Source organism: Pedobacter sp. ASV1-7 (genome assembly GCF_040203335.1).
Lineage (GTDB): Bacteria > Bacteroidota > Bacteroidia > Sphingobacteriales > Sphingobacteriaceae > Pedobacter.
Genome location: NZ_JBEHBV010000003.1, coordinates 330,030 through 347,686 on the forward strand (window position 1 = coordinate 330,030; position 17,657 = coordinate 347,686).

Below are 17,657 nucleotides of genomic sequence, written 5' to 3' on the forward strand. Positions count from 1 at the left end.
TGATATGACAAGTTATAAAAATATTTGTATTTACCTCTTCTCACTTATGATGAGCTTTAGTTTCATAGGATGTAAGAAAGGAGAAATAGTGGTAGAACAGGAGCTATTGGCGCGTATAGCTTTTCGGTCTTACTCTGGTGAAAACCTGAACATCAGGAAAGTATCCATCGATGGCAAATCGACAACAATGGATAAGAGCACCTTTCAATTCATTTTAGACAAAAAAGATAGTGCCGATGTGATTGCCTATGATGATAAAGATAATATATTGATCCAACAGCGCCTGGCGTTGAGAATAGGAACGAATGTTTTTGGAGTGTATCCCAAAAGTCCGCTTGACCCCACATTGGTAGTTGGCAAAAATCCTCTGGAAGAAACAGACCGCATTGAGGGGACCTATCAGTTCAAGATATTGAACTATAACAAGATTATTTCGCCAAATGGTGAACCCATACGGTTAGCTATTTATAAAGGAAACCTGGTCTATGATGAAGAAACATTTTCGGAAGAAATGGTGTTTGAAGCACAGCCCCTGGTAACAACGGATTTAATTACAGATAAAATTCCCGATAATTATATTGAGCTCCCAATTACGACATTTTATAGAGCTACGGTCCTGGATAAAGATGGAAATCCTTTATTGACAGAAGGACAAAATGTATACATATACCCTCGGATATCAGCACTACTCGGTTATAAATCTGGTATCTTCTATTTACCTAATAAAGAAGCTGATGTGATTTTTGAAGAAGATTGGACAACCTTGGTTGATGGACTGGGCTTTGAATTATCTGATATTTGGCTTAAGCAATAAAACAAAGAAAAATCAGGAAAAAAAAGTGTCGAGTCTTTAAAGATTCGGCACTTTTTAATGTGCTCACCTTCAGCCTCAACTTTAAAAAAATAAACTCACTGCTTATCAATGAATTATATGTAAATTTAATTACTAATCTCAACTGATATGAAACGGTTTTTCATCTATTTGACATTCCTTCTAACAATTTCTGTTGCATGCAAACAAAAAAACACAGAAATCAAATCTGAATTAACAAATAACAAAGACACCCTTCAAATTTCCAGGGAAGACATCTTAGTAGCTGATGTTCTAACAAAGGAGGAACAAGCAAAACTTACTCCAACAGATGTCCTTAACAGGATGATTAAAGGAAATTTAGATTTTACTAAAGACAATTTAACTATCCGTAATACTGCTGAAAGGGTTAGAAAATCTTCACTTGGACAATACCCAAAAGCCGTTGTACTTTCCTGCTTGGACTCAAGAGTACCTGTTGAAGATGTGTTTCACAGTGGGATAGGTAATCTTTTTGTAGCCAGGGTTGCTGGAAACATCATAAACGATGATATTCTTGGAAGTTTGGAATATGCATGCAAGGTTTCTGGTGCAAAATTAGTAGTGGTATTGGGCCACGAATATTGTGGAGCAGTGAAATCTGCCATTGATAATGTTAAACTCGGCAACATCACCACATTACTTCAAAAAATCAATCCAGCGGTTACCACTGCGAAAGCTTCTTTTAAGGGCGATGCCATTTCCTCAAATCCAGCCTTTGTAGAAGTTGTTTGTGACGAAAATGTAAAACTGTCTATAAAGGAGATTCGCAGTAAAAGTCCCATACTTAAAGAAATGGAAAGGAAAGGAGAAATAATGATCGTTGGTGCAGTTTATGACATGAATTCAGGAAAAGTAGAAATACTTAAAAACGGTTCAATCTAATTCATATTTGCAAAGGTACGCTACTTGCAGCGATCACTTTCCATTGCCCATCAACCTGCCACCAGACACGGGTAAATTTGACATGACTTTCAAATTCCTGACCACTATAACTGCCTCTAATATTTTTGGAGACTGTTACAATCGCAGTATCCCCGAAAAATCTGACATCCCGATCGGATAATTGTATCGATGCCACTTTTAAATCACCTTTGTAGTGCGGGGCAAGATCTTCCTTTTTAGAAACCATCATTCCCAAATGATTGACAAACACCAAATCCTCATGCAACAGTTTATCAAGCAAGATCACATCACTTTCTATGATAGCCCGTACAATCTCTTCTTCCAGTTTTAGGATTTTATTTAACATCATTTTTTGTCCTCCCAATCTTTATAGTTTTTAAAGGTAAAAAAAGCAATTTGAATCACCACTCTCAGTGTTAGATTAACTCTTGATCTCAGTGCTTGGATTTGCTTAACTCATACCCCAAAAATCTTTATGAATTTCAATTAATTTTAACATGATCAATAGACAAATTGATTTCAGTGCAAAAAAATGGCTCGCGTTTTGATCGCAGCAAAAACAGCGAAACTGTAGATGAATTCAGGTTCCAGTGCAAAAAATCATCACCTGCAAATGAAAGATCAAGGATGGATATGAAAAATAAAAATGGGGGTAACAAATTGTATAAACGATGGATATAAAAAAGAGCAGCCTTATAAAATTTCAATAAAATGAACATCACGTTTCTGAAAAAAATACCCGCAATTGTTTTACTATCTGTAATCATCATTTCCTGTGAGCAGAAAGTAAAGACAAAAAGCCAAAGTAATCACAAATCTGTAAAAGGACCCGTTAACACTCAGGACACAGCTTCTGTTAAATCTATTCCCCATCCTGCCACAATAGCAATAGAAAAAATAAACGCAGCTCAGTTTCAGTCGGCCACACAACAAGAAAAAGCGAGCAAGCCTATCGAGAAAATCACAGATTTTAAAACCGTACAAAGTCAGCTAACTGGAATAGTTGATTTTAAAGAAATGGACGGTCGTTTAAGGGTCAGTAAGATCAATTTCCGCAACGGAACGTCTTCGGGAAATAAGGATCAATTAGAAGACTGCACATTTGTAGCCTATTTTCCAAGCGAAGACATACTACTCCTCGAAGGAGGTCATACTACAGATGTAAGCTTTGATCTGAAAACCGGACAAAAGACCTATGATGCCGGCAATCCTGACCTGGTAAGTCAAGATCACTCATGAACCATAAAAAGGACAAAAACTAAATGAAAAAACTGCATTATACCCTCTTCTTGTTTTTGCTCTTTTCGTGTAAACCAAGGGTAAATAATTTTTATCAGGGAAGGGTCATGGACCTGAACAATAAACCTCTTGAAAGTGTAATTGTAACTGAAGAAGATAGGAAGGAGAAACAGACTTCAACAGATAAAAACGGCTATTTTAAATTGGATAGAAGTCCCGATTGGCTGGGAAGGTTAATATTTATCAAGGAAGGCTATCAAACCGACACCATTCCAAGTGTCTGGCATCAGGCAGGTGAAACAATTGAATACAACTTTATTGAAAAAGACACAACTATTGTCAGGTTAAAAGCGACCAAAGTTAAAGCCTCAATAGTTCCTTCCAACTCTCTGTTCCATTCGATTAATTCCATCGGGCTGCCTTTCAAAGACTCTACAAATTTTGATAATTTTAAGGAATCCCGAAAATTGACAAATCGGGAAGTTGATATTTTAAAATTAAATACCCTATACCGTGGAGCCATGGGATTTTATTCCAGATATACCGTTCCATTCTCCACTAAATTTAATTCTGTGGTCATTAGCTATTATCCCAATGAACATGAGTTGATTACTACACTTATTAATTATGATAGGGATTATAATATTCTTGGTAAGGTTGATATCGCCTATGATGAAATTGCAGAATCACAATTTTGGAAAGAAAGCCTGTTGACAGTGGATAAAATTATAGTCGATGAGATCAGCTGGATGGAGAACCGGCCGGTCAAGAAAACGAAAGCATACGAGGTTTTGCCCAATGGAAAAATAATCAGGAACCAATGACAAACAAAATAATCAAGACCAGCTCAGTAAAAACAGGAACTGCAGACAGCAATAGGCTATTTTGATAGTTAGATTCAAAATCATCGGTGTTCATAAACGAAAAAAATGACGTGATCATAAATGATGTCATGTTCTTAGCCCCTGATTACACCTCAAAAAAACCAGCAGATACAGCGTTTGCAAAGAAAACTTCAGATATAAAAGTGGATGAAAAATTAAACGAACTGGATGAGTTTGACAAAAGTATTATCCATAAATGGGCAAATACCGGCAGGCTTGGTACGATGCACGAAATCTTTTATTACCAACTTGATGGAAAAAAGTTTAAGTCTGCATCTTCATGTTATTTAATTACAGAAAATGGAAATTATTTCTATAACGGGAAGTTGGGAATACTTAAAATCAATTAAGAGAAATCACATCCAAAACTTTATTAAAATATGTACAAAGTAGAAATAGAGGCAAAATTTGCACATGCATCAATTGAAAAAAAAGATAATTTTTACCTGAAAATTTTATTCCCTTCCTGAAGGGGAGATATTTGGTGATTTGTTACAATTAAATTGGAAATAAGTCGGCATTTAAAACATAATCTATTATGAACTATGTAAAAGAACTAAAAGATAAAATTACCGGAGCCTATGAAGTTAAGGATCGTAACTCCTATTATATGTCAAAAATTTCAGCCTTTTTTATGGTATTGGTGTTGCTTTCATGCCAGAGCCCTTCTAGTCATAAATCACAATCAGCCACTCCATCCAACACAACAAAAACAGCTATGACCAGGGATGCTCAAGAAATTTCCTGCGACCAATTCCTGTCAGCCATTGTAAAATCCAGCAATGCAGTTGCGCTGAAACATTTTAGTGACACCCTTGTAAAAGTCCGCCTTGAATACCTTACAGCTGAAAAAGCAAGGATTAAACTATTTGTGCTCAATGATATTTCGGAAGATCCGGCTAATAAAAAGCTAACAGAAAATGCCGTAGGCTGGTTAGAATTCCATAGGCAAACAAAGCGGTTGACAGACATTACCAATGACCCCGATAAACCATTGGTTTTACAATATGACACCACCCTTTTGCAGAGGTATGATCTTTATAAATTGTGTGGCACTGAATCAGCTATTGCCAAACCTGGAACCGGTTATGAACAAAGAGATGTGATGCAGGAAGCGGATATAAGATTTAATGGCAAACTTAAACGGTTTTTTACCATGGCTGAGTTTGAAAAAGTATTTGGCAAGCCTGACAGCATACAATTGCTGAAAGATGAAACACCTTGTGTCACCATTTTTGATACCGAAGCCCCCGATGATAAATACCTGTACAAAAATGGCTCGCGTTTTGAAACCAGCAAAAACAAAGTGGCTGTAGATGAATTTTGGTTTCTGAACGGGAATTTCATCACCTATAAAGGTATCCGGATAGATGCCAATACTACGATGAATGATTTCAAACAATTATTTCCAACCGCTGTAAACGGAAGGCTTGGCTTGGACAAAGAAGGAAAACTTTGGGTAATTAAGTTAAGAGAGGATCATAAAGGGATTTCTGACGGACATATCAAAATATTTTTCAGGGATGGGAAAATATCCTTTATGCACTGGTGGTTTCCCTGCTAGAAACTATTAATTAATTCTTCTTAAAAAAACAAAGATGATAGACATCGTAAAACATATTAAAAATCACACGGAAAGCTTACAGAAAGGCTTTAAAAATCTGTCTGCTGAACACAAGCTAAGCAATTAAAGCTAATGGCGCTGATTTTCTATTTTAAATTACCTTGATGGCAAATGGAAGTATAAGCTTATAACATACACCTATTTAAGTTTCACCAAATATGGAAAAAGTAACAAATGCTACAATGAACTGGAATAACTATTTATTAGAAAATAAAGCACCAAGTGAAAGTTATGCTCATTTGGGAGTTTTGGAAGGAATGGTGACAGCACCGTTTGACCTATCGGTATTACCGACAGACGCAAAAATTGTAAGCCTAAGTACCCCACTTAAAAAATTTAAACTTCAATACAGCAACCTGTCATCTTTAAATGGGAATAGCAACATAGAAGCAATATGCCTAAATGATATTGATGACGAACGTCTTTCGATATTTTCGACATTACCAAATTTAAAATACTTGCAGATAAGTGTTAACCAACAGAGCGAAATCCCAAACCTTTCTTGTTTAAAATCATTAGAAGTTTTGATTTTAGCTAATCTTAAAAAAGTTGAAAATATTGATTTTATAAAAGGGCTGAAAAATTTGAAGACGCTATACATATACGGTATCAATAACCTCTACGACCTGACTCCTATTTCAGATTTAACCAACTTGGAAGAGCTATTTATTGAGCACGGAAAAATGAGCGGCACAGGAAAAGCAATTAAAAGCATTGACCCGTTAAAAACATTAAATCTCCTAAAATATTTACAGCTAACCCTTGCTATTGAAGGGAAAAATCCAGACCTGAATGCCCTGAACAATTTAAAAAAGTTACAAAAACTTACTTTGTTACCAAGATATATGAAAGATGGATTGTTCGAGAAATTTTAATATAATCACATTATTTAAAAGCAAGTAGCATGAAAAAAATCATTTCATTCATTACGATGACTACGCTCTTCGCCTGTAACGGCAGTAAAACGCAACCAGATCATAACAACCAGCAAGATCCGTGTGTCTGTGAAAGAACGATAGAAAGTGACAGTGTCCTATTTGCTACAAATGTTACCATAAAAGACAGGAATGTATTGTTATTTCATTGTGCAGCCATCGAAACAGGTATCGCTTCGATTAGCGATGAAAATAGCGAAAATGAACGTGAGAAGGCTATTTATGACATCCGCTGCGTTTCCTCAACAGCACATAGCGTTGGGTTATCCGATGACTTCAAATATTTTACGGATACCATGCAATCTCAGGCAGATTTTTTTAGCTTACTGAAAGATGGTAAAAAGCATTTCTTTGAATTTACCTTAGAAGGAAGAAAGGTCAAATCAATTTTAAAATTGGATATAGAACGAGGAGACAGATAGTTTTAGTTTTGATGATGCTGTCAGCCCGTGTAGCTGTCGCGCAGTCTGTTCCAATTCCTAAAAACATCAGATCAGCCTTTGAAGGAACCTGGCAGATTAAAGAAAAACATTATATCAATACGGTTAAGATACATTTTGAACCAGAGAAAGATTATGCCTTATTTACCGACATTGGTACTGGCATAGCCACTTCTAAAACATTTAAAGTACAACTAAGAGGAAACCTATTGATCTTACCGGCAGTCAGAAACCAAAACGACTCTATAGAAATGGAGATCATCAAAGGAAAGCTGTACTTAAGAAGTAAACCAGCCCAATGGGACAAAAACGGAAATAGAGTAATCTCAAGTCATGACCGCCCGGAGCAAAGGATTTTTAAGCGTGTAAAAAAGTAAAATTTAATTATAATAAAAAAAGCCTTTAGCGTAGATTTGTCAGAAAGTGGGTTCAAAAAATATAATTTTACTTAGGTCTGGTTTTATCTCTAGTAGAGATGCTTAATTTTCAGTTCACCACCACTAGTGATAAAAAAGATGAGATTAAGAAGATATGTTATAATGAATTAGATGTCAACCATCCCAATTTCACCATTTGTAAGGTTTGCACGTTTTATGGCAACATGACGATGCTCTTTGGGAATTGAATTTAATAACTCATGCGTGGTTTGCTCATTCATATTGGCTCCTAGTTTGTATGCTTGGTTCCCATATTTCTCAACATAATTTCAGGTACAAAACCCACACAAAATCCATTATGATAATTAATGCCTAAAAAAGAGTACGATTTTAAGACATCTCCTGAGGATAAGATTTTCGGGAGCAATAAGACTGATCATCTGACCCAATCCGACTGGATGCGTTATGGATCTGAAGTGGTTTGAGGACTTACAAACAATGTTTGTGTTGGATAAGCAAATTCAATTCCTTCGCGTTCAAAAGCTTTAAAAATATCCAGGTATACCGCCTGCTGATTGTCCATATATATCGTATAATCCGGATCAAGCACATAATAAACCACCTCAAAGTTTAGGCTAAAATCGCCATATCCAGAGAAATGTGCACGATCAAACTGAAGTTTTGTTCTTTTATCAATGGATTCTTTTATTAAACCGGGAATTTCAGACAATTGTGCATGTGTAGTCTGGTAGGTTACTCCCAAAGAAAACACAATCCTCCGCTTTTGCATCCGTTTAAAATTATGCAACCTGGAATTGGTAAGATCTGTATTTGAGCATATCAACTGTTCCCCACTCAATGTCCGGATTCTGGTCGTTTTAATCCCAATATATTCAATCACACCGTTCTTATCACCCACCACCACAAAATCTCCAATCTCAAACGGACGGTCAAAAAAGATCACAAAATAACTAAACAAATCACCTAAAACTGCCTGAGCGGCAAGCGCAATAGCAATACCGCCTACTCCTAAACCCGCAATCAGGGTCGTCACATTGTATCCCAGGTTATCCATTAAAAAAATGATCCCCAGTATCCAGATAATCACATTGGCTATAACAATCAGTCCACCGGCCTGTTTCTCCTTACTCTCACTGTTTTCCTCACGCTGTATAAAAGAATAAACAAATTTTCGGAAAGCTGAACTAATGATCCTAAGCACGAAATAAGTAATAGCCACCAGATAAGCCACATGAATAACCTTATCGAGCTGATCAGAAAAATTAAGTGTAGACAACGCGAAATAAAAGGAACTGATATATAGCAGTGGAATGACCGAGCTCTCAACTATAGCAATTAAATAGTTATCCCAGGTCGTATTGGTCGTCAAAGCCCAGGCTTTCACTTTTTTCACCACAAAAAACTTAAACAATTTAATGAGCAGAAAAAGGCCAATCAATATTCCCGCAGCAACAATCCAATAGCGAACGGAATTACCCCAGAAAACATAATCAAAAATGGAATTTGGCTGAATGAAGTTTGAATTTTTCATAATAAAGTTAAGACAACATTCCCTGGAAAATGGAAATATCATCATGGTAAACACAGCTCCTTTATGCTGATATATCGGGGAAACCCCAGTAAGAAAAAAGATCATCAAGGCCATGCTAGAAAGAACAAATGTTCAAACGGCCCCAGGCAATGATCTGACGGATTGAAACAAAAGTACAAAAAATAAAATAAACAAGAATTTCAGCTCAGCCGGACATATAATTTCATGCTACACTTGGCGGAGCAAACGTTTGGCTACTTTACCGATAGTCAGACCTTGCACCAGTATAGAAAAAACAACAATAATATAAGTTATAAAAACAAACTCATCCCTGTGCATCTGCGGAGAAAGTGACAAAGCCAGTACAACTGAAATCCCTCCTCTTAATCCACCTCAGGTTAAAATAGCAATTGCATGTTTTTCAAAACGAATGTGTCTTTTCAACAAAAAAACAGGAAAAAGTACAGAAAGCCACCTGGCCAGCAGCGCCAACAGAATAGCCACGCAGCCTATAAAAAATACAACAGTATCGACCTTAATAATCAGCATTTCCAAACCAATCAGCAAGAAAAGTACTACATTCAGAATCTCGTCAATGAGTTCTCAGAATTTACCCAGATAATCCCTTGTCTGACTGGACATGCCCCCTTGTTTTGATTTATTACCGTAATAATTCCCGCAACTACCATAACCAGCGGACCGGAAACATGAAGGTGACCCGCCAGATAATAACCTCCCATTACAATTGCAAGGGTAATCATAACCTCTACCTTATAGTCATCAATAGAACGTAAAGCCCAGAAACCAACATATCCCAGCAAAGCCCCGAAAACAAGTCCGCCAATTGCCTCATGTAAAAACAACTCCCCGATCGCCAGCGCAGAAAAATCTCCCGTACGGGCTACTAATGAATATGACTACAGCAACCCCATCTTAAATAAAGATTCTCCGGAAATCTTCAATTCAAGTGATTCTGGAATTTTTGCGTAGCCAGCAAAATTGATAAGACCAGTGTAATGACCATAATACCTATAGTAGGCGGCCATTTGATAAAACGATGATTAAAGTAAGAAAAAACAGCAGCCAGTACAATGGTAATGGTGAGGCTTTCGTTAATATTCATAACCTAGGGAATCAACAACCTTAACGAATCTACCTTCAATCTTGTTTTTAGCCACTGATTGAGTTTAACACGATCTGCTCGTTTAACAGGCTTAGAAAATCCTGCCACCACCATAGTCAGTGTATCCTTACCGGGCTTATCCAGCCTGTCTACCACAACATTGGCAGCAGTATAATCTCGCATTTCCGGATAAAGGACCTTGAGTTCTGACCGGATATCCGGCAGTGGTTTTTCCAACAAAGACACCTGCGGATTGGAGACCTTAGCAGAGGAGTCCTTTTTAAAAACATCTTCCAGGATGCTGGCTTTGATTTGTGAAAAATCAATTTCCTGTTTTGCATTCAGTCCCTGGCGTATATTTAATTTCGTATGCTCAAGCCGATAAGCTTCTAAACTATTCCTGATAGAATCCATCCTGGAATTTGAAAGTTCATATCCGATTAGCAGCAAGTCTATTTCATTTCCCTTAGAACCGTTGTATTTAATTGACCTGTTGACCACCTGGGTATTTTTAAATTGAAACTGCTCGCTGATAAACCGCTTGGCATTATTCTCAAAAATACTTTTATCCACGATACCATAAGCCAGGTAAATACTGGGCAGAACTGCTATAGTAACGATAATCATAATGTAACGGCTAACTTTCTTTTCTGTTTCCTGATCTTCAAAATGCTTCTTCCCAAATCTTAAAAACCGAACGATCAGATAGGTACTGATACAAATAAATACACTATTGATAAAATAAAGATAAATGGCTCCAAGAAAATAATAAAAATTGCCTGAAGCCAGGCCGAATCCTGCCGTACATAAAGGCGGCATCAAAGCTGTAGCGATCGCCACCCCAGGGATCACGTTACTCTTTTCCTTGCGGGTTCCAGCCACTATTCCTGCCAGGCCACCAAAGAAAGCGATAAACACATCCCAGATAGAAGGTGTCGTCCTTGCCAGCAGCTCGCTCTGGGCATCATGTAAGGGGGTTAACCAAAAATAAACGGTAGAAACAACTACACTGATCAGCGTAGCAATTAACAAATTACGGAGACCTTTTTTTACCAATTCAAAATCATTGGTACCCACACCAAGTCCTATCCCCATAATTGGTCCCATCAACGGAGAAATCAGCATTGCACCAATAATAACAGCAGTAGAGTTCACATTTAATCCGATGGAGGCAATCAAAATGGCAAAAATTAGTGTCCACAGGTTTGCCCCCACAAAATCTGAATTCTTTTTGATCGAAAGCACTACATCATCTTCATCAGCCTTATCCAAATGCAGATCAAATCGCCTGGCAATAGATAATTTAATGATCCGAAAAAGTCTTCCTGTTTTTTTTTGCTGAGGTTCTGTCAAAATAAATTCGGGTTATAAATATGCAAAACAACAGCAAAAGATAGTCCAATTTCCCGAAACAATCAAAAGACAAATTTATCTGTTATCATTATAAACTGGAGATAATCTTGTTATACCTCAGCCCAGTTGATGAGCCTTGATAGCGAATATGCAAAAAGCCTCTGTGTGATTTGCACCCAAATATGCACCTCTTGGGCAAAGGAATGCGAAAAACATAAGAACAAACATTGCCAGGAATATGCAAAAGCGTGTAAAACCTGCGCCAGAGCATGCGAAAAAATGGCTGCCTAAACCAAACCTATCCCGCTAATAATAGCCCGTCTTTTGGGCTATTAAATAAATTTTGATTTAAACCTTTTACCAGTGCAACCCTCAAACTCAACAATTGATTCACCTTTGCATCAGTCACCGGACTTGAAATATTAATTGCCGCCATTACCTGAGGTATACCACTCCCTTTAGCATATGGTGCATAACGATTGACCAACCACCAGGCCAAAATAAAACATACAGGTGTTATAAAATGAATAGGTTAAGCTTCTGGAATGAATCTGCCATTCCAAAATATTTTGATTAATTTTAACCCAACATAGACCTTAGTGCTTACCAATTGGTATCAATTTCTCGTTTAGCTTTCATAAACCACCAATATGATTAACCATTATAACAATAAATATAAATTCACCATTAACAAACCGGTCTTCTATACTTCAATAATATTGATTTTATGCAGTCTTGTACTATGTGTGATCTTTCAACGCTCTTTGGAAACCTGGTTCAATAACACAAAATTTTTAATTACTGCAAATTTAGGTTGGTTCTTAATCCTTACGGTAAACTTTATCCTAGGGTTCTGCCTGTATCTGGCTTTCGGAAAGTTCGGCAAGATTCGGCTTGGGGGTGAAGACGCCGAACCAGAATTCAGCAACTTATCCTGGTTTGCCATGTTATTCAGTGCAGGAATGGGCATTGGCATTATGTTCTTCAGCATTGCAGAGCCAGTTTCGCACTTTACACAACCTCCACGTCCAGTGGGCTCTGATCCCGAGTTAGCCATTCAGGCGATGCAGTTTACCGCCTTACATTGGGGACTACATGCCTGGGCCATTTATGCAGTAGTAGGGCTTGCTCTTGCTTTTTTCTCTTTCAACAAGAAATTACCACTTACCTTCAGATCGCTGTTTTACCCCTTTCTGGGAGAACGTATACATGGCTGGTGGGGACATTCCATAGATATACTTTCCGTAATCGCTACCCTGTTTGGCCTATCCACCTCCTTAGGGCTGGGGGTACAACAAATGAATGCCGGTCTGAACTTTCTATTTGGCTGGGATATATCAACCACATTACAATCCTTAATCATCATTATCGTCACCTCTATAGCAACAGTCTCCGTTGTTTCTGGCTTGGATAAAGGAGTTAAACTCCTTAGCCAAGGCAATATGATCATGGCTTTTATGCTGATGTTACTCATATTTGCATTCGGTCCTTCCATATACTTACTAAAAGGATTCATTCAAAATACAGGAGCCTATCTTGCAAGTTTCATTGAAATAAGTACCTGGAATGACAGTTACCGGCAATCCGGATGGCAGAACTCCTGGACTGTTTTTTACTGGGCATGGTGGATCGCCTGGTCTCCATTCGTGGGAAGCTTCATTGCCCGGATATCAAAAGGAAGGACCATTAAAGAGTTCATTCTTGGTGTGTTAATCGTACCGGCCATTATCACTTTACTATGGATGACCATCTTCGGCGGAACGGCTCTTCATTTTATACTAGAAGGAGACCAAAGTCTAATAAAAGCAGTAGATTCTAATATTTCTACCGCTTTATTTGTTTTCTTACAAAAGATTCCTTTTACCTCCATTCTATCTGCACTTGCAGTACTTCTTGTGGCCTTTTTCTTCATTACCTCTTCAGATTCAGGTTCATTAGTGATCGACAATATTACCTCAGGGAATGCGGCCTATACACCACCACTGCAAAGGGTTTTTTGGGCATTTCTGCAAGCTATAGTTGCCATTGTTTTACTTTGGGGAGGGGGACTTGAAGCATTACAAACTGCAGTGATTATCGCCGGACTTCCTTTTGCAGTCATCATACTATTAATGTGCCATAGTTTGAAACAGGGATTACAGGAAGAGCTCAATAAAAACAAAAAGAAACTACGCTCTAAACAGGAAAAGAGCTATAAAGAAACCATAGCAGATCTTTTAGCCGAGCAAAAATAACTCATCAATAACGAAAAAACATGTCTTTAACACCTAAACTAAACATACTCGTAGGTCTTGACCTCTCAGAAATGGACAAGGTTTTGATTCAATACATCAAACTTTTATCACAATTATTACCATTAAACCAGGTCACCTTTTTTCACAACATCAAACAAACTGAACTCCCTGAATCATTTAAAAATCAGGAAAAGTTAAACACCATCGCCAATACGATTAAAAAAAAGCTTGCAACCACCATCCCTTCATTTATTGGTGATCAATTACCTCATGAGATTGAAGTCACATTTGAAGATTACTCGGAATTGCCTTTTATTAAAACAGCCAAAAGAAAGCACATTAATCTTGCGATCTTAGGCAATAAGCAAAACCTGGAAGGCAATGGAGGCTTGGCGCACAAACTAATCCGCATGCTTTCTTTCGAAACGCTTCTTGTTCCGGAAACCTACAACCCGGCACCCAAAGAAATTATTGGCGCCATAGATTTTTCCAAGTATACCAGCGTAGTGATGCAGTGGGGAAAACTCATTCAAAAACACAGCAAATTGCAGCAGCTATCTTTCCAACCATTACATATTTCAAAATTATCCTGGCAATTTTTCCCGGGGCTTTCTACTTCCGAGATTAAAGAACACACCAAAGCTGATATCAAAAGAAAGTCAGAAAAATGGTTAAAACTCTATCCGGGCTCTATTCCATTAAAGATAGTTCCGGCAGAAGATAAAAATATTGCTTCTGCCCTGATGTATTATATTAAACAACAAAAAGCAGACCTGCTGATTTTGGGGGTCCAGGGAGTAACCTCACTCACCACACTATTTATGGGAAGTGTAGCCAATGAAATCCTTCATTTGCAAAGCGATGCGTGTTTACTGTTTGTAAAACACAATATTGAAGAATAGATTCTCCCTTTAGTAGCATTCACATCCGACCTTCACCTCACTAAAATACGATAATTGGGGCTATAGACTTGGTTATTTCTTAGTGAATGTGGTAATTTACGTTCCTCCAACACCAAAATTTAAAGCAAGAGAATATGCCGGAAAGAATCCATGACATTTTAAGAAAAAAAATCTATATCATCATTTTCAGGTCAGACACACCTGCCGGAAAATTATTCGATATGGCTTTACTGGTAGTCATCCTACTTAGCATCCTGTCAGTTTTCCTGGAAAGCGTGGCCAGCTTCAGAAATGAGTATGGGACTTTAATTTACTCCCTGGAGTGGCTTTTCACTATCCTGTTCACCATTGAGTATGCCCTGAGAGTTTACAGTAGTCACAAACCCCTAAAATACATCTTCAGCTTTTACGGTTTTATTGACCTCATTGCCTTTCTTCCGACCTACCTGAGCCTGCTTTTTATGGGGACTCAGTATCTTGTAGTCATTAGAGCATTCCGCCTATTGCGTGTCTTCAGAATCATGAAGTTAACCCGTTTCATGTATGAAGGAAACATCTTGAAAAGTGCGTTAAAGTCCAGCATGTATAAGATCGTTGTCTTTTTAGCGAGCGTCATTACCCTGGTGACAATCATTGGCACCCTAATGTATATTATAGAAGGCGACAGCAGTGGTTTCACCAGCATCCCCATGTCCATTTACTGGGCAATCGTTACCATTACCACCGTTGGGTATGGAGACATATCACCTCAAAGTCCTCTTGGTCAATTCCTGGCCAGCATTCTGATGATCATCGGCTACGGCATTATAGCAGTACCCACCGGAATCGTATCAGTGGAAATGGCCAGAGCCACCGAAGAAGCAAAACACAAGTGTCCTAGCTGCCATTTTTTAATCCACAGTTCAAAAGACAGGTTCTGTTCGCACTGTGGCAAGCATCTGCATAACTAAAGCAACAAAACCGATAGCTTTATTTATCCATGTTAAAATAATAAGGGTTAGGCCCATAACTGGTAAGCTGCAAGGAAAAACCCTTTCGCTCAACATGGGTGACATTATTGGGCCGAAAAGACCATAAAAATCGGGCAAAGACACAATTCTGTAATTAATGTATATAAAATTATATACATTGAAGTCTTAAAAGAAATTCCCTAGTGCTTTTAAATTAAATTTTATATAATTGCAATTACAATATTCAATAATGAATATTCGGGATGTAGCGTAGCCCGGTATCGCGCCAGCATGGGGTGCTGGAGGTCGTGGGTTCGAATCCCGCCATCCCGACAGTTAGACTATTAAAAGTCGGTAAAACTCCTTTAATTGTATGATTAAAGTTTTTTTTGTTGCTATCCAAATTTACTTCATTCTGTTTTATCCGTATAATATCAATATAAATGTGCTTTATTTGGTGTCCTTTTTCAATTTTTAAATTGGGCTACAAATACTATATTAATTAACTGATAATCAAAACATATTGATGTTCATTTTAGCTTTTTCAGTGCCTTTTTTGCACCCCTTTTTCCAGGGGCACAAAAAGAGCAACCAGCGGGGCATTTATCCAACTAAAATGAATGGACATGAAAGCAATGAAAAACACATTTGGGGTTACTTTCTACCTGCGGAGGTACAAGGTCAACCAGGACGGAACGATGCCAATCTAGCCCCCATCCGGTAAAGCTGCCTGTCCACCCAGGGCATCAGCAGAATGATGGTCATATCAACAATGGTTAATATCAGTCGCAATGCATGAGCCAGTACATTTACTTTCAGCTGGTGCTGCAGCCATCGTACTCGCCAATGCAGTCTGCCACTGCCGTAAGTAAGGCTTCATACCGCTCGTAAAGCTCCGACAAGACCATCCGGTAGCTCCGCATCAGACAACAGCTCCTCCAGCTGCTGTAGAGCAGTAAGGAGACACTGATGCTGCTGATTGTTTAAGGCTTTCATCTATTTTGTTCTTTTAGCGTTTAATGGGGTGTCGCTTGCTGATGGCTTTCATGTATTGTTGATGATAAATTATATTAAATAAGGTATAAGCCTACTTTTGCTCCTTGTCGTATTCACACGTAGGCTTATACCCGGCTACTCTTTATTTATTGGAAGTATTCAGACAGATCGGTAATGGTTGCTATAGGGATACGATGTCGAGGTGTAGGAGATGTCACACTCTTAAAAGCATCAGAAATCAATAGTAACCTAGATTTGCCTGCTTCCGGTATAATACCTTTTCCATATCTCCCTTGGTTAGCTCGAAGTTCCGGATAGGTATTAGAAGAGGTTGTACCTCTAACATAAGGCACGTTGTCTGTTCCTTTTTCAACAAAATCAAAGGAATACTCCATGGTTTCATCGGTCAAGACAGGCAATTCGAAGCTGACAAATCTACCATCTGTAGGTATAGGGATCCGTATTTCAGGATCAACCTTATCTTCCGGTGTCGCTCGATTCGTGTTTTCCGTACCTTTCTTCCTTGTGTAGAATACTATATCTATTTCATTCCCACCAGTGAAGTAAAGAGTATTAGAGTTTGGGTCCGTATACTGTGTCTTAAATTGTGCTATAACCGCCATGTTTTTGGGATTTTTAGGTGGAGCAACTTCTAAACCGTCCGCAATTTCCGTCCCGTCAAAAAAGAAAGTCAACGATTGTTCGGCCACATCTGGTTCTATTTCATCGGTAATCAATACGAATGTTTCTCCAGATTTTCTCACTTCTAGTTGGCGTGTTTCATTTTCATTCAGCAAAACAGATAGGTTCCTATTGATTTTCGAAGAGCCTGTAAAAACCGGATTGCCATCGAGCAGAAATTCCAGTTCGCCCGACATGGCATACCCTTTTACGGTGTACTGTACCTGTTTGCTATATATCTTTCCGTTTTCGTAATAAATAGACAAAGATTGATTGAACGAGGCAGATGTTAACTTCTTAGATGTAATATTTCCCGAAGAGCCTGCTTCACGGATAAAAAGCTCTGGGTTTTCTGTGTCTGCTGTATTAAGCAATACTGTTCTTGCAAAACTACCCGCAGAATTTCCTGCAACGCTTACAACCACACTGTCTTTGTACACAAATTCCAGATCGCTTGTGGTAGCCCCATTAATTGTAAGTTTTATTACCTGCGGTGTTTCGGTATTAAACAGTTCATGTTTCTGGCATGCCGTAAAAAAAAAGATGCCCAAAAGCAATAGCACAAGGCTTTTGCCCGTAATATTATTATATGCTCGTTTCATTGTATTGTT

At 38.1% G+C, this 17,657-nt stretch carries 18 protein-coding genes, 1 tRNA gene and 2 pseudogenes; 14 read left to right on the top strand and 7 right to left on the bottom strand.

Annotation, left to right across the window (positions count from 1 at the left end):
* Positions 1 to 4 precede the first annotated feature (4 nt).
* Together ABDJ41_RS09275 and ABDJ41_RS09280 are read left to right on the top strand one after the other, a co-directional pair.
* Positions 5 to 814 (top strand): hypothetical protein, encoded by an 810-nt coding sequence (locus ABDJ41_RS09275; protein ID WP_349785679.1) that lies wholly within the window; start codon positions 5 to 7, stop codon positions 812 to 814.
* A 147-nt stretch (positions 815 to 961) separates the two neighbouring features.
* Positions 962 to 1,735 carry a carbonic anhydrase family protein gene (locus ABDJ41_RS09280; protein WP_349785681.1) on the top strand — a complete coding sequence of 258 codons (774 nt, stop codon included), beginning with the start codon at positions 962 to 964 and terminating at the stop codon, positions 1,733 to 1,735.
* 1 nt (position 1,736) lies between these two features.
* On the opposite strand, the gene ABDJ41_RS09285 is transcribed toward ABDJ41_RS09280, so the two are convergent.
* A complete protein-coding gene (locus tag ABDJ41_RS09285; RefSeq protein ID WP_349785682.1) occupies positions 1,737 to 2,120 on the bottom strand; it encodes a nuclear transport factor 2 family protein in 384 nt (127 codons plus the stop codon).
* Between the two features lie 347 nt (positions 2,121 to 2,467).
* On the opposite strand from ABDJ41_RS09285, the gene ABDJ41_RS09290 reads away from it, so the two are divergent.
* The 7 genes from ABDJ41_RS09290 to ABDJ41_RS09320 all read left to right on the top strand — a co-directional run bounded on the left by ABDJ41_RS09290 (position 2,468) and on the right by ABDJ41_RS09320 (position 7,255).
* Positions 2,468 to 2,995 carry a hypothetical protein gene (locus tag ABDJ41_RS09290; protein WP_349785683.1) on the top strand — a complete coding sequence of 176 codons (528 nt, stop codon included), beginning with the start codon at positions 2,468 to 2,470 and terminating at the stop codon, positions 2,993 to 2,995.
* A 23-nt stretch (positions 2,996 to 3,018) separates the two neighbouring features.
* Positions 3,019 to 3,819 carry a carboxypeptidase-like regulatory domain-containing protein gene (locus tag ABDJ41_RS09295; protein ID WP_349785685.1) on the top strand — a complete coding sequence of 267 codons (801 nt, stop codon included), beginning with the start codon at positions 3,019 to 3,021 and terminating at the stop codon, positions 3,817 to 3,819.
* 86 nt (positions 3,820 to 3,905) lie between these two features.
* A complete protein-coding gene (locus ABDJ41_RS09300; protein WP_349785686.1) occupies positions 3,906 to 4,229 on the top strand; it encodes a hypothetical protein in 324 nt (107 codons plus the stop codon).
* 188 nt (positions 4,230 to 4,417) lie between these two features.
* Entirely contained in the window at positions 4,418 to 5,443 is a 1,026-nt protein-coding gene (locus tag ABDJ41_RS09305; RefSeq protein ID WP_349785687.1) for a hypothetical protein, read from the top strand.
* 218 nt (positions 5,444 to 5,661) lie between these two features.
* A complete protein-coding gene (locus tag ABDJ41_RS09310) occupies positions 5,662 to 6,378 on the top strand; it encodes a leucine-rich repeat domain-containing protein (RefSeq protein ID WP_349785688.1) in 717 nt (238 codons plus the stop codon).
* 29 nt (positions 6,379 to 6,407) lie between these two features.
* Positions 6,408 to 6,860: a hypothetical protein gene (locus tag ABDJ41_RS09315; RefSeq protein ID WP_349785690.1), complete on the top strand. Its 453-nt coding sequence runs from the start codon at positions 6,408 to 6,410 to the stop codon at positions 6,858 to 6,860.
* An 11-nt stretch (positions 6,861 to 6,871) separates the two neighbouring features.
* A complete protein-coding gene (locus tag ABDJ41_RS09320) occupies positions 6,872 to 7,255 on the top strand; it encodes a hypothetical protein (RefSeq protein WP_349785691.1) in 384 nt (127 codons plus the stop codon).
* A 463-nt stretch (positions 7,256 to 7,718) separates the two neighbouring features.
* Here ABDJ41_RS09320 and ABDJ41_RS09325 read toward each other — a convergent pair whose 3' ends face one another.
* The 4 genes and pseudogenes from ABDJ41_RS09325 to ABDJ41_RS09340 form a co-directional block, all read right to left on the bottom strand.
* A complete protein-coding gene (locus ABDJ41_RS09325; RefSeq protein ID WP_349785692.1) occupies positions 7,719 to 8,807 on the bottom strand; it encodes a mechanosensitive ion channel family protein in 1,089 nt (362 codons plus the stop codon).
* A gap of 581 nt (positions 8,808 to 9,388) precedes the next feature.
* Positions 9,389 to 9,697 (bottom strand): annotated as a pseudogene (locus ABDJ41_RS09330) (cation:proton antiporter domain-containing protein); the annotation flags it as partial.
* Positions 9,698 to 9,765: 68 nt separating this feature from the next.
* Positions 9,766 to 9,930 carry a hypothetical protein gene (locus ABDJ41_RS09335; RefSeq protein WP_349785693.1) on the bottom strand — a complete coding sequence of 55 codons (165 nt, stop codon included), beginning with the start codon at positions 9,928 to 9,930 and terminating at the stop codon, positions 9,766 to 9,768.
* A gap of 3 nt (positions 9,931 to 9,933) precedes the next feature.
* Complete coding sequence (locus ABDJ41_RS09340; RefSeq protein WP_349785694.1) at positions 9,934 to 11,283, bottom strand: TIGR00341 family protein; 1,350 nt, start codon at positions 11,281 to 11,283, stop codon at positions 9,934 to 9,936.
* 120 nt (positions 11,284 to 11,403) lie between these two features.
* Here ABDJ41_RS09340 and ABDJ41_RS22985 point away from each other — a divergent pair.
* Positions 11,404 to 11,574, top strand: a pseudogene (locus ABDJ41_RS22985) (four-helix bundle copper-binding protein); the annotation flags it as partial.
* A 7-nt stretch (positions 11,575 to 11,581) separates the two neighbouring features.
* Here the strand turns inward: ABDJ41_RS22985 and ABDJ41_RS09345 are convergent.
* A complete protein-coding gene (locus ABDJ41_RS09345) occupies positions 11,582 to 11,782 on the bottom strand; it encodes a chloride channel protein (protein ID WP_349785695.1) in 201 nt (66 codons plus the stop codon).
* Positions 11,783 to 11,933: 151 nt separating this feature from the next.
* Between ABDJ41_RS09345 and ABDJ41_RS09350 the strand changes: the two genes are divergently transcribed.
* The 4 genes from ABDJ41_RS09350 to ABDJ41_RS09365 all read left to right on the top strand — a co-directional run bounded on the left by ABDJ41_RS09350 (position 11,934) and on the right by ABDJ41_RS09365 (position 15,702).
* Positions 11,934 to 13,517, top strand: a complete 1,584-nt coding sequence (locus ABDJ41_RS09350) for a BCCT family transporter (RefSeq protein ID WP_349785696.1) — start codon at positions 11,934 to 11,936, stop codon at positions 13,515 to 13,517.
* 20 nt (positions 13,518 to 13,537) lie between these two features.
* Positions 13,538 to 14,419 (top strand): universal stress protein, encoded by an 882-nt coding sequence (locus ABDJ41_RS09355; RefSeq protein WP_349785698.1) that lies wholly within the window; start codon positions 13,538 to 13,540, stop codon positions 14,417 to 14,419.
* A gap of 134 nt (positions 14,420 to 14,553) precedes the next feature.
* Positions 14,554 to 15,369, top strand: coding sequence for an ion transporter (locus tag ABDJ41_RS09360; RefSeq protein WP_349785699.1), 816 nt, complete (start codon positions 14,554 to 14,556; stop codon positions 15,367 to 15,369).
* A 259-nt stretch (positions 15,370 to 15,628) separates the two neighbouring features.
* A tRNA-Pro gene (locus ABDJ41_RS09365) sits at positions 15,629 to 15,702 on the top strand.
* Between the two features lie 809 nt (positions 15,703 to 16,511).
* On the opposite strand, the gene ABDJ41_RS09370 is transcribed toward ABDJ41_RS09365, so the two are convergent.
* Positions 16,512 to 17,648 (bottom strand): hypothetical protein, encoded by a 1,137-nt coding sequence (locus tag ABDJ41_RS09370; protein ID WP_349785700.1) that lies wholly within the window; start codon positions 17,646 to 17,648, stop codon positions 16,512 to 16,514.
* Between the last annotated feature and the right edge of the window lie 9 nt (positions 17,649 to 17,657).

Excerpts from the sequence above, each read along its gene's own strand:
- ABDJ41_RS09275 (WP_349785679.1), top strand. The coding sequence starts at position 5 with ATGACAAGTTATAAAAATATTTGTATTTACCTCTTCTCACTTATGATG.
- ABDJ41_RS09280 (WP_349785681.1), top strand. The coding sequence starts at position 962 with ATGAAACGGTTTTTCATCTATTTGACATTCCTTCTAACAATTTCTGTT.
- ABDJ41_RS09290 (WP_349785683.1), top strand. The coding sequence starts at position 2,468 with ATGAACATCACGTTTCTGAAAAAAATACCCGCAATTGTTTTACTATCT.
- ABDJ41_RS09295 (WP_349785685.1), top strand. The coding sequence starts at position 3,019 with ATGAAAAAACTGCATTATACCCTCTTCTTGTTTTTGCTCTTTTCGTGT.
- ABDJ41_RS09305 (WP_349785687.1), top strand. The coding sequence starts at position 4,418 with ATGAACTATGTAAAAGAACTAAAAGATAAAATTACCGGAGCCTATGAA.
- ABDJ41_RS09310 (WP_349785688.1), top strand. The coding sequence starts at position 5,662 with ATGGAAAAAGTAACAAATGCTACAATGAACTGGAATAACTATTTATTA.
- ABDJ41_RS09315 (WP_349785690.1), top strand. The coding sequence starts at position 6,408 with ATGAAAAAAATCATTTCATTCATTACGATGACTACGCTCTTCGCCTGT.
- ABDJ41_RS09320 (WP_349785691.1), top strand. The coding sequence starts at position 6,872 with ATGATGCTGTCAGCCCGTGTAGCTGTCGCGCAGTCTGTTCCAATTCCT.
- ABDJ41_RS09325 (WP_349785692.1), bottom strand. The coding sequence starts at position 8,807 with ATGAAAAATTCAAACTTCATTCAGCCAAATTCCATTTTTGATTATGTT.
- ABDJ41_RS09335 (WP_349785693.1), bottom strand. The coding sequence starts at position 9,930 with ATGAATATTAACGAAAGCCTCACCATTACCATTGTACTGGCTGCTGTT.
- ABDJ41_RS09350 (WP_349785696.1), top strand. The coding sequence starts at position 11,934 with ATGATTAACCATTATAACAATAAATATAAATTCACCATTAACAAACCG.
- ABDJ41_RS09355 (WP_349785698.1), top strand. The coding sequence starts at position 13,538 with ATGTCTTTAACACCTAAACTAAACATACTCGTAGGTCTTGACCTCTCA.
- ABDJ41_RS09360 (WP_349785699.1), top strand. The coding sequence starts at position 14,554 with ATGCCGGAAAGAATCCATGACATTTTAAGAAAAAAAATCTATATCATC.
- ABDJ41_RS09370 (WP_349785700.1), bottom strand. The coding sequence starts at position 17,648 with ATGAAACGAGCATATAATAATATTACGGGCAAAAGCCTTGTGCTATTG.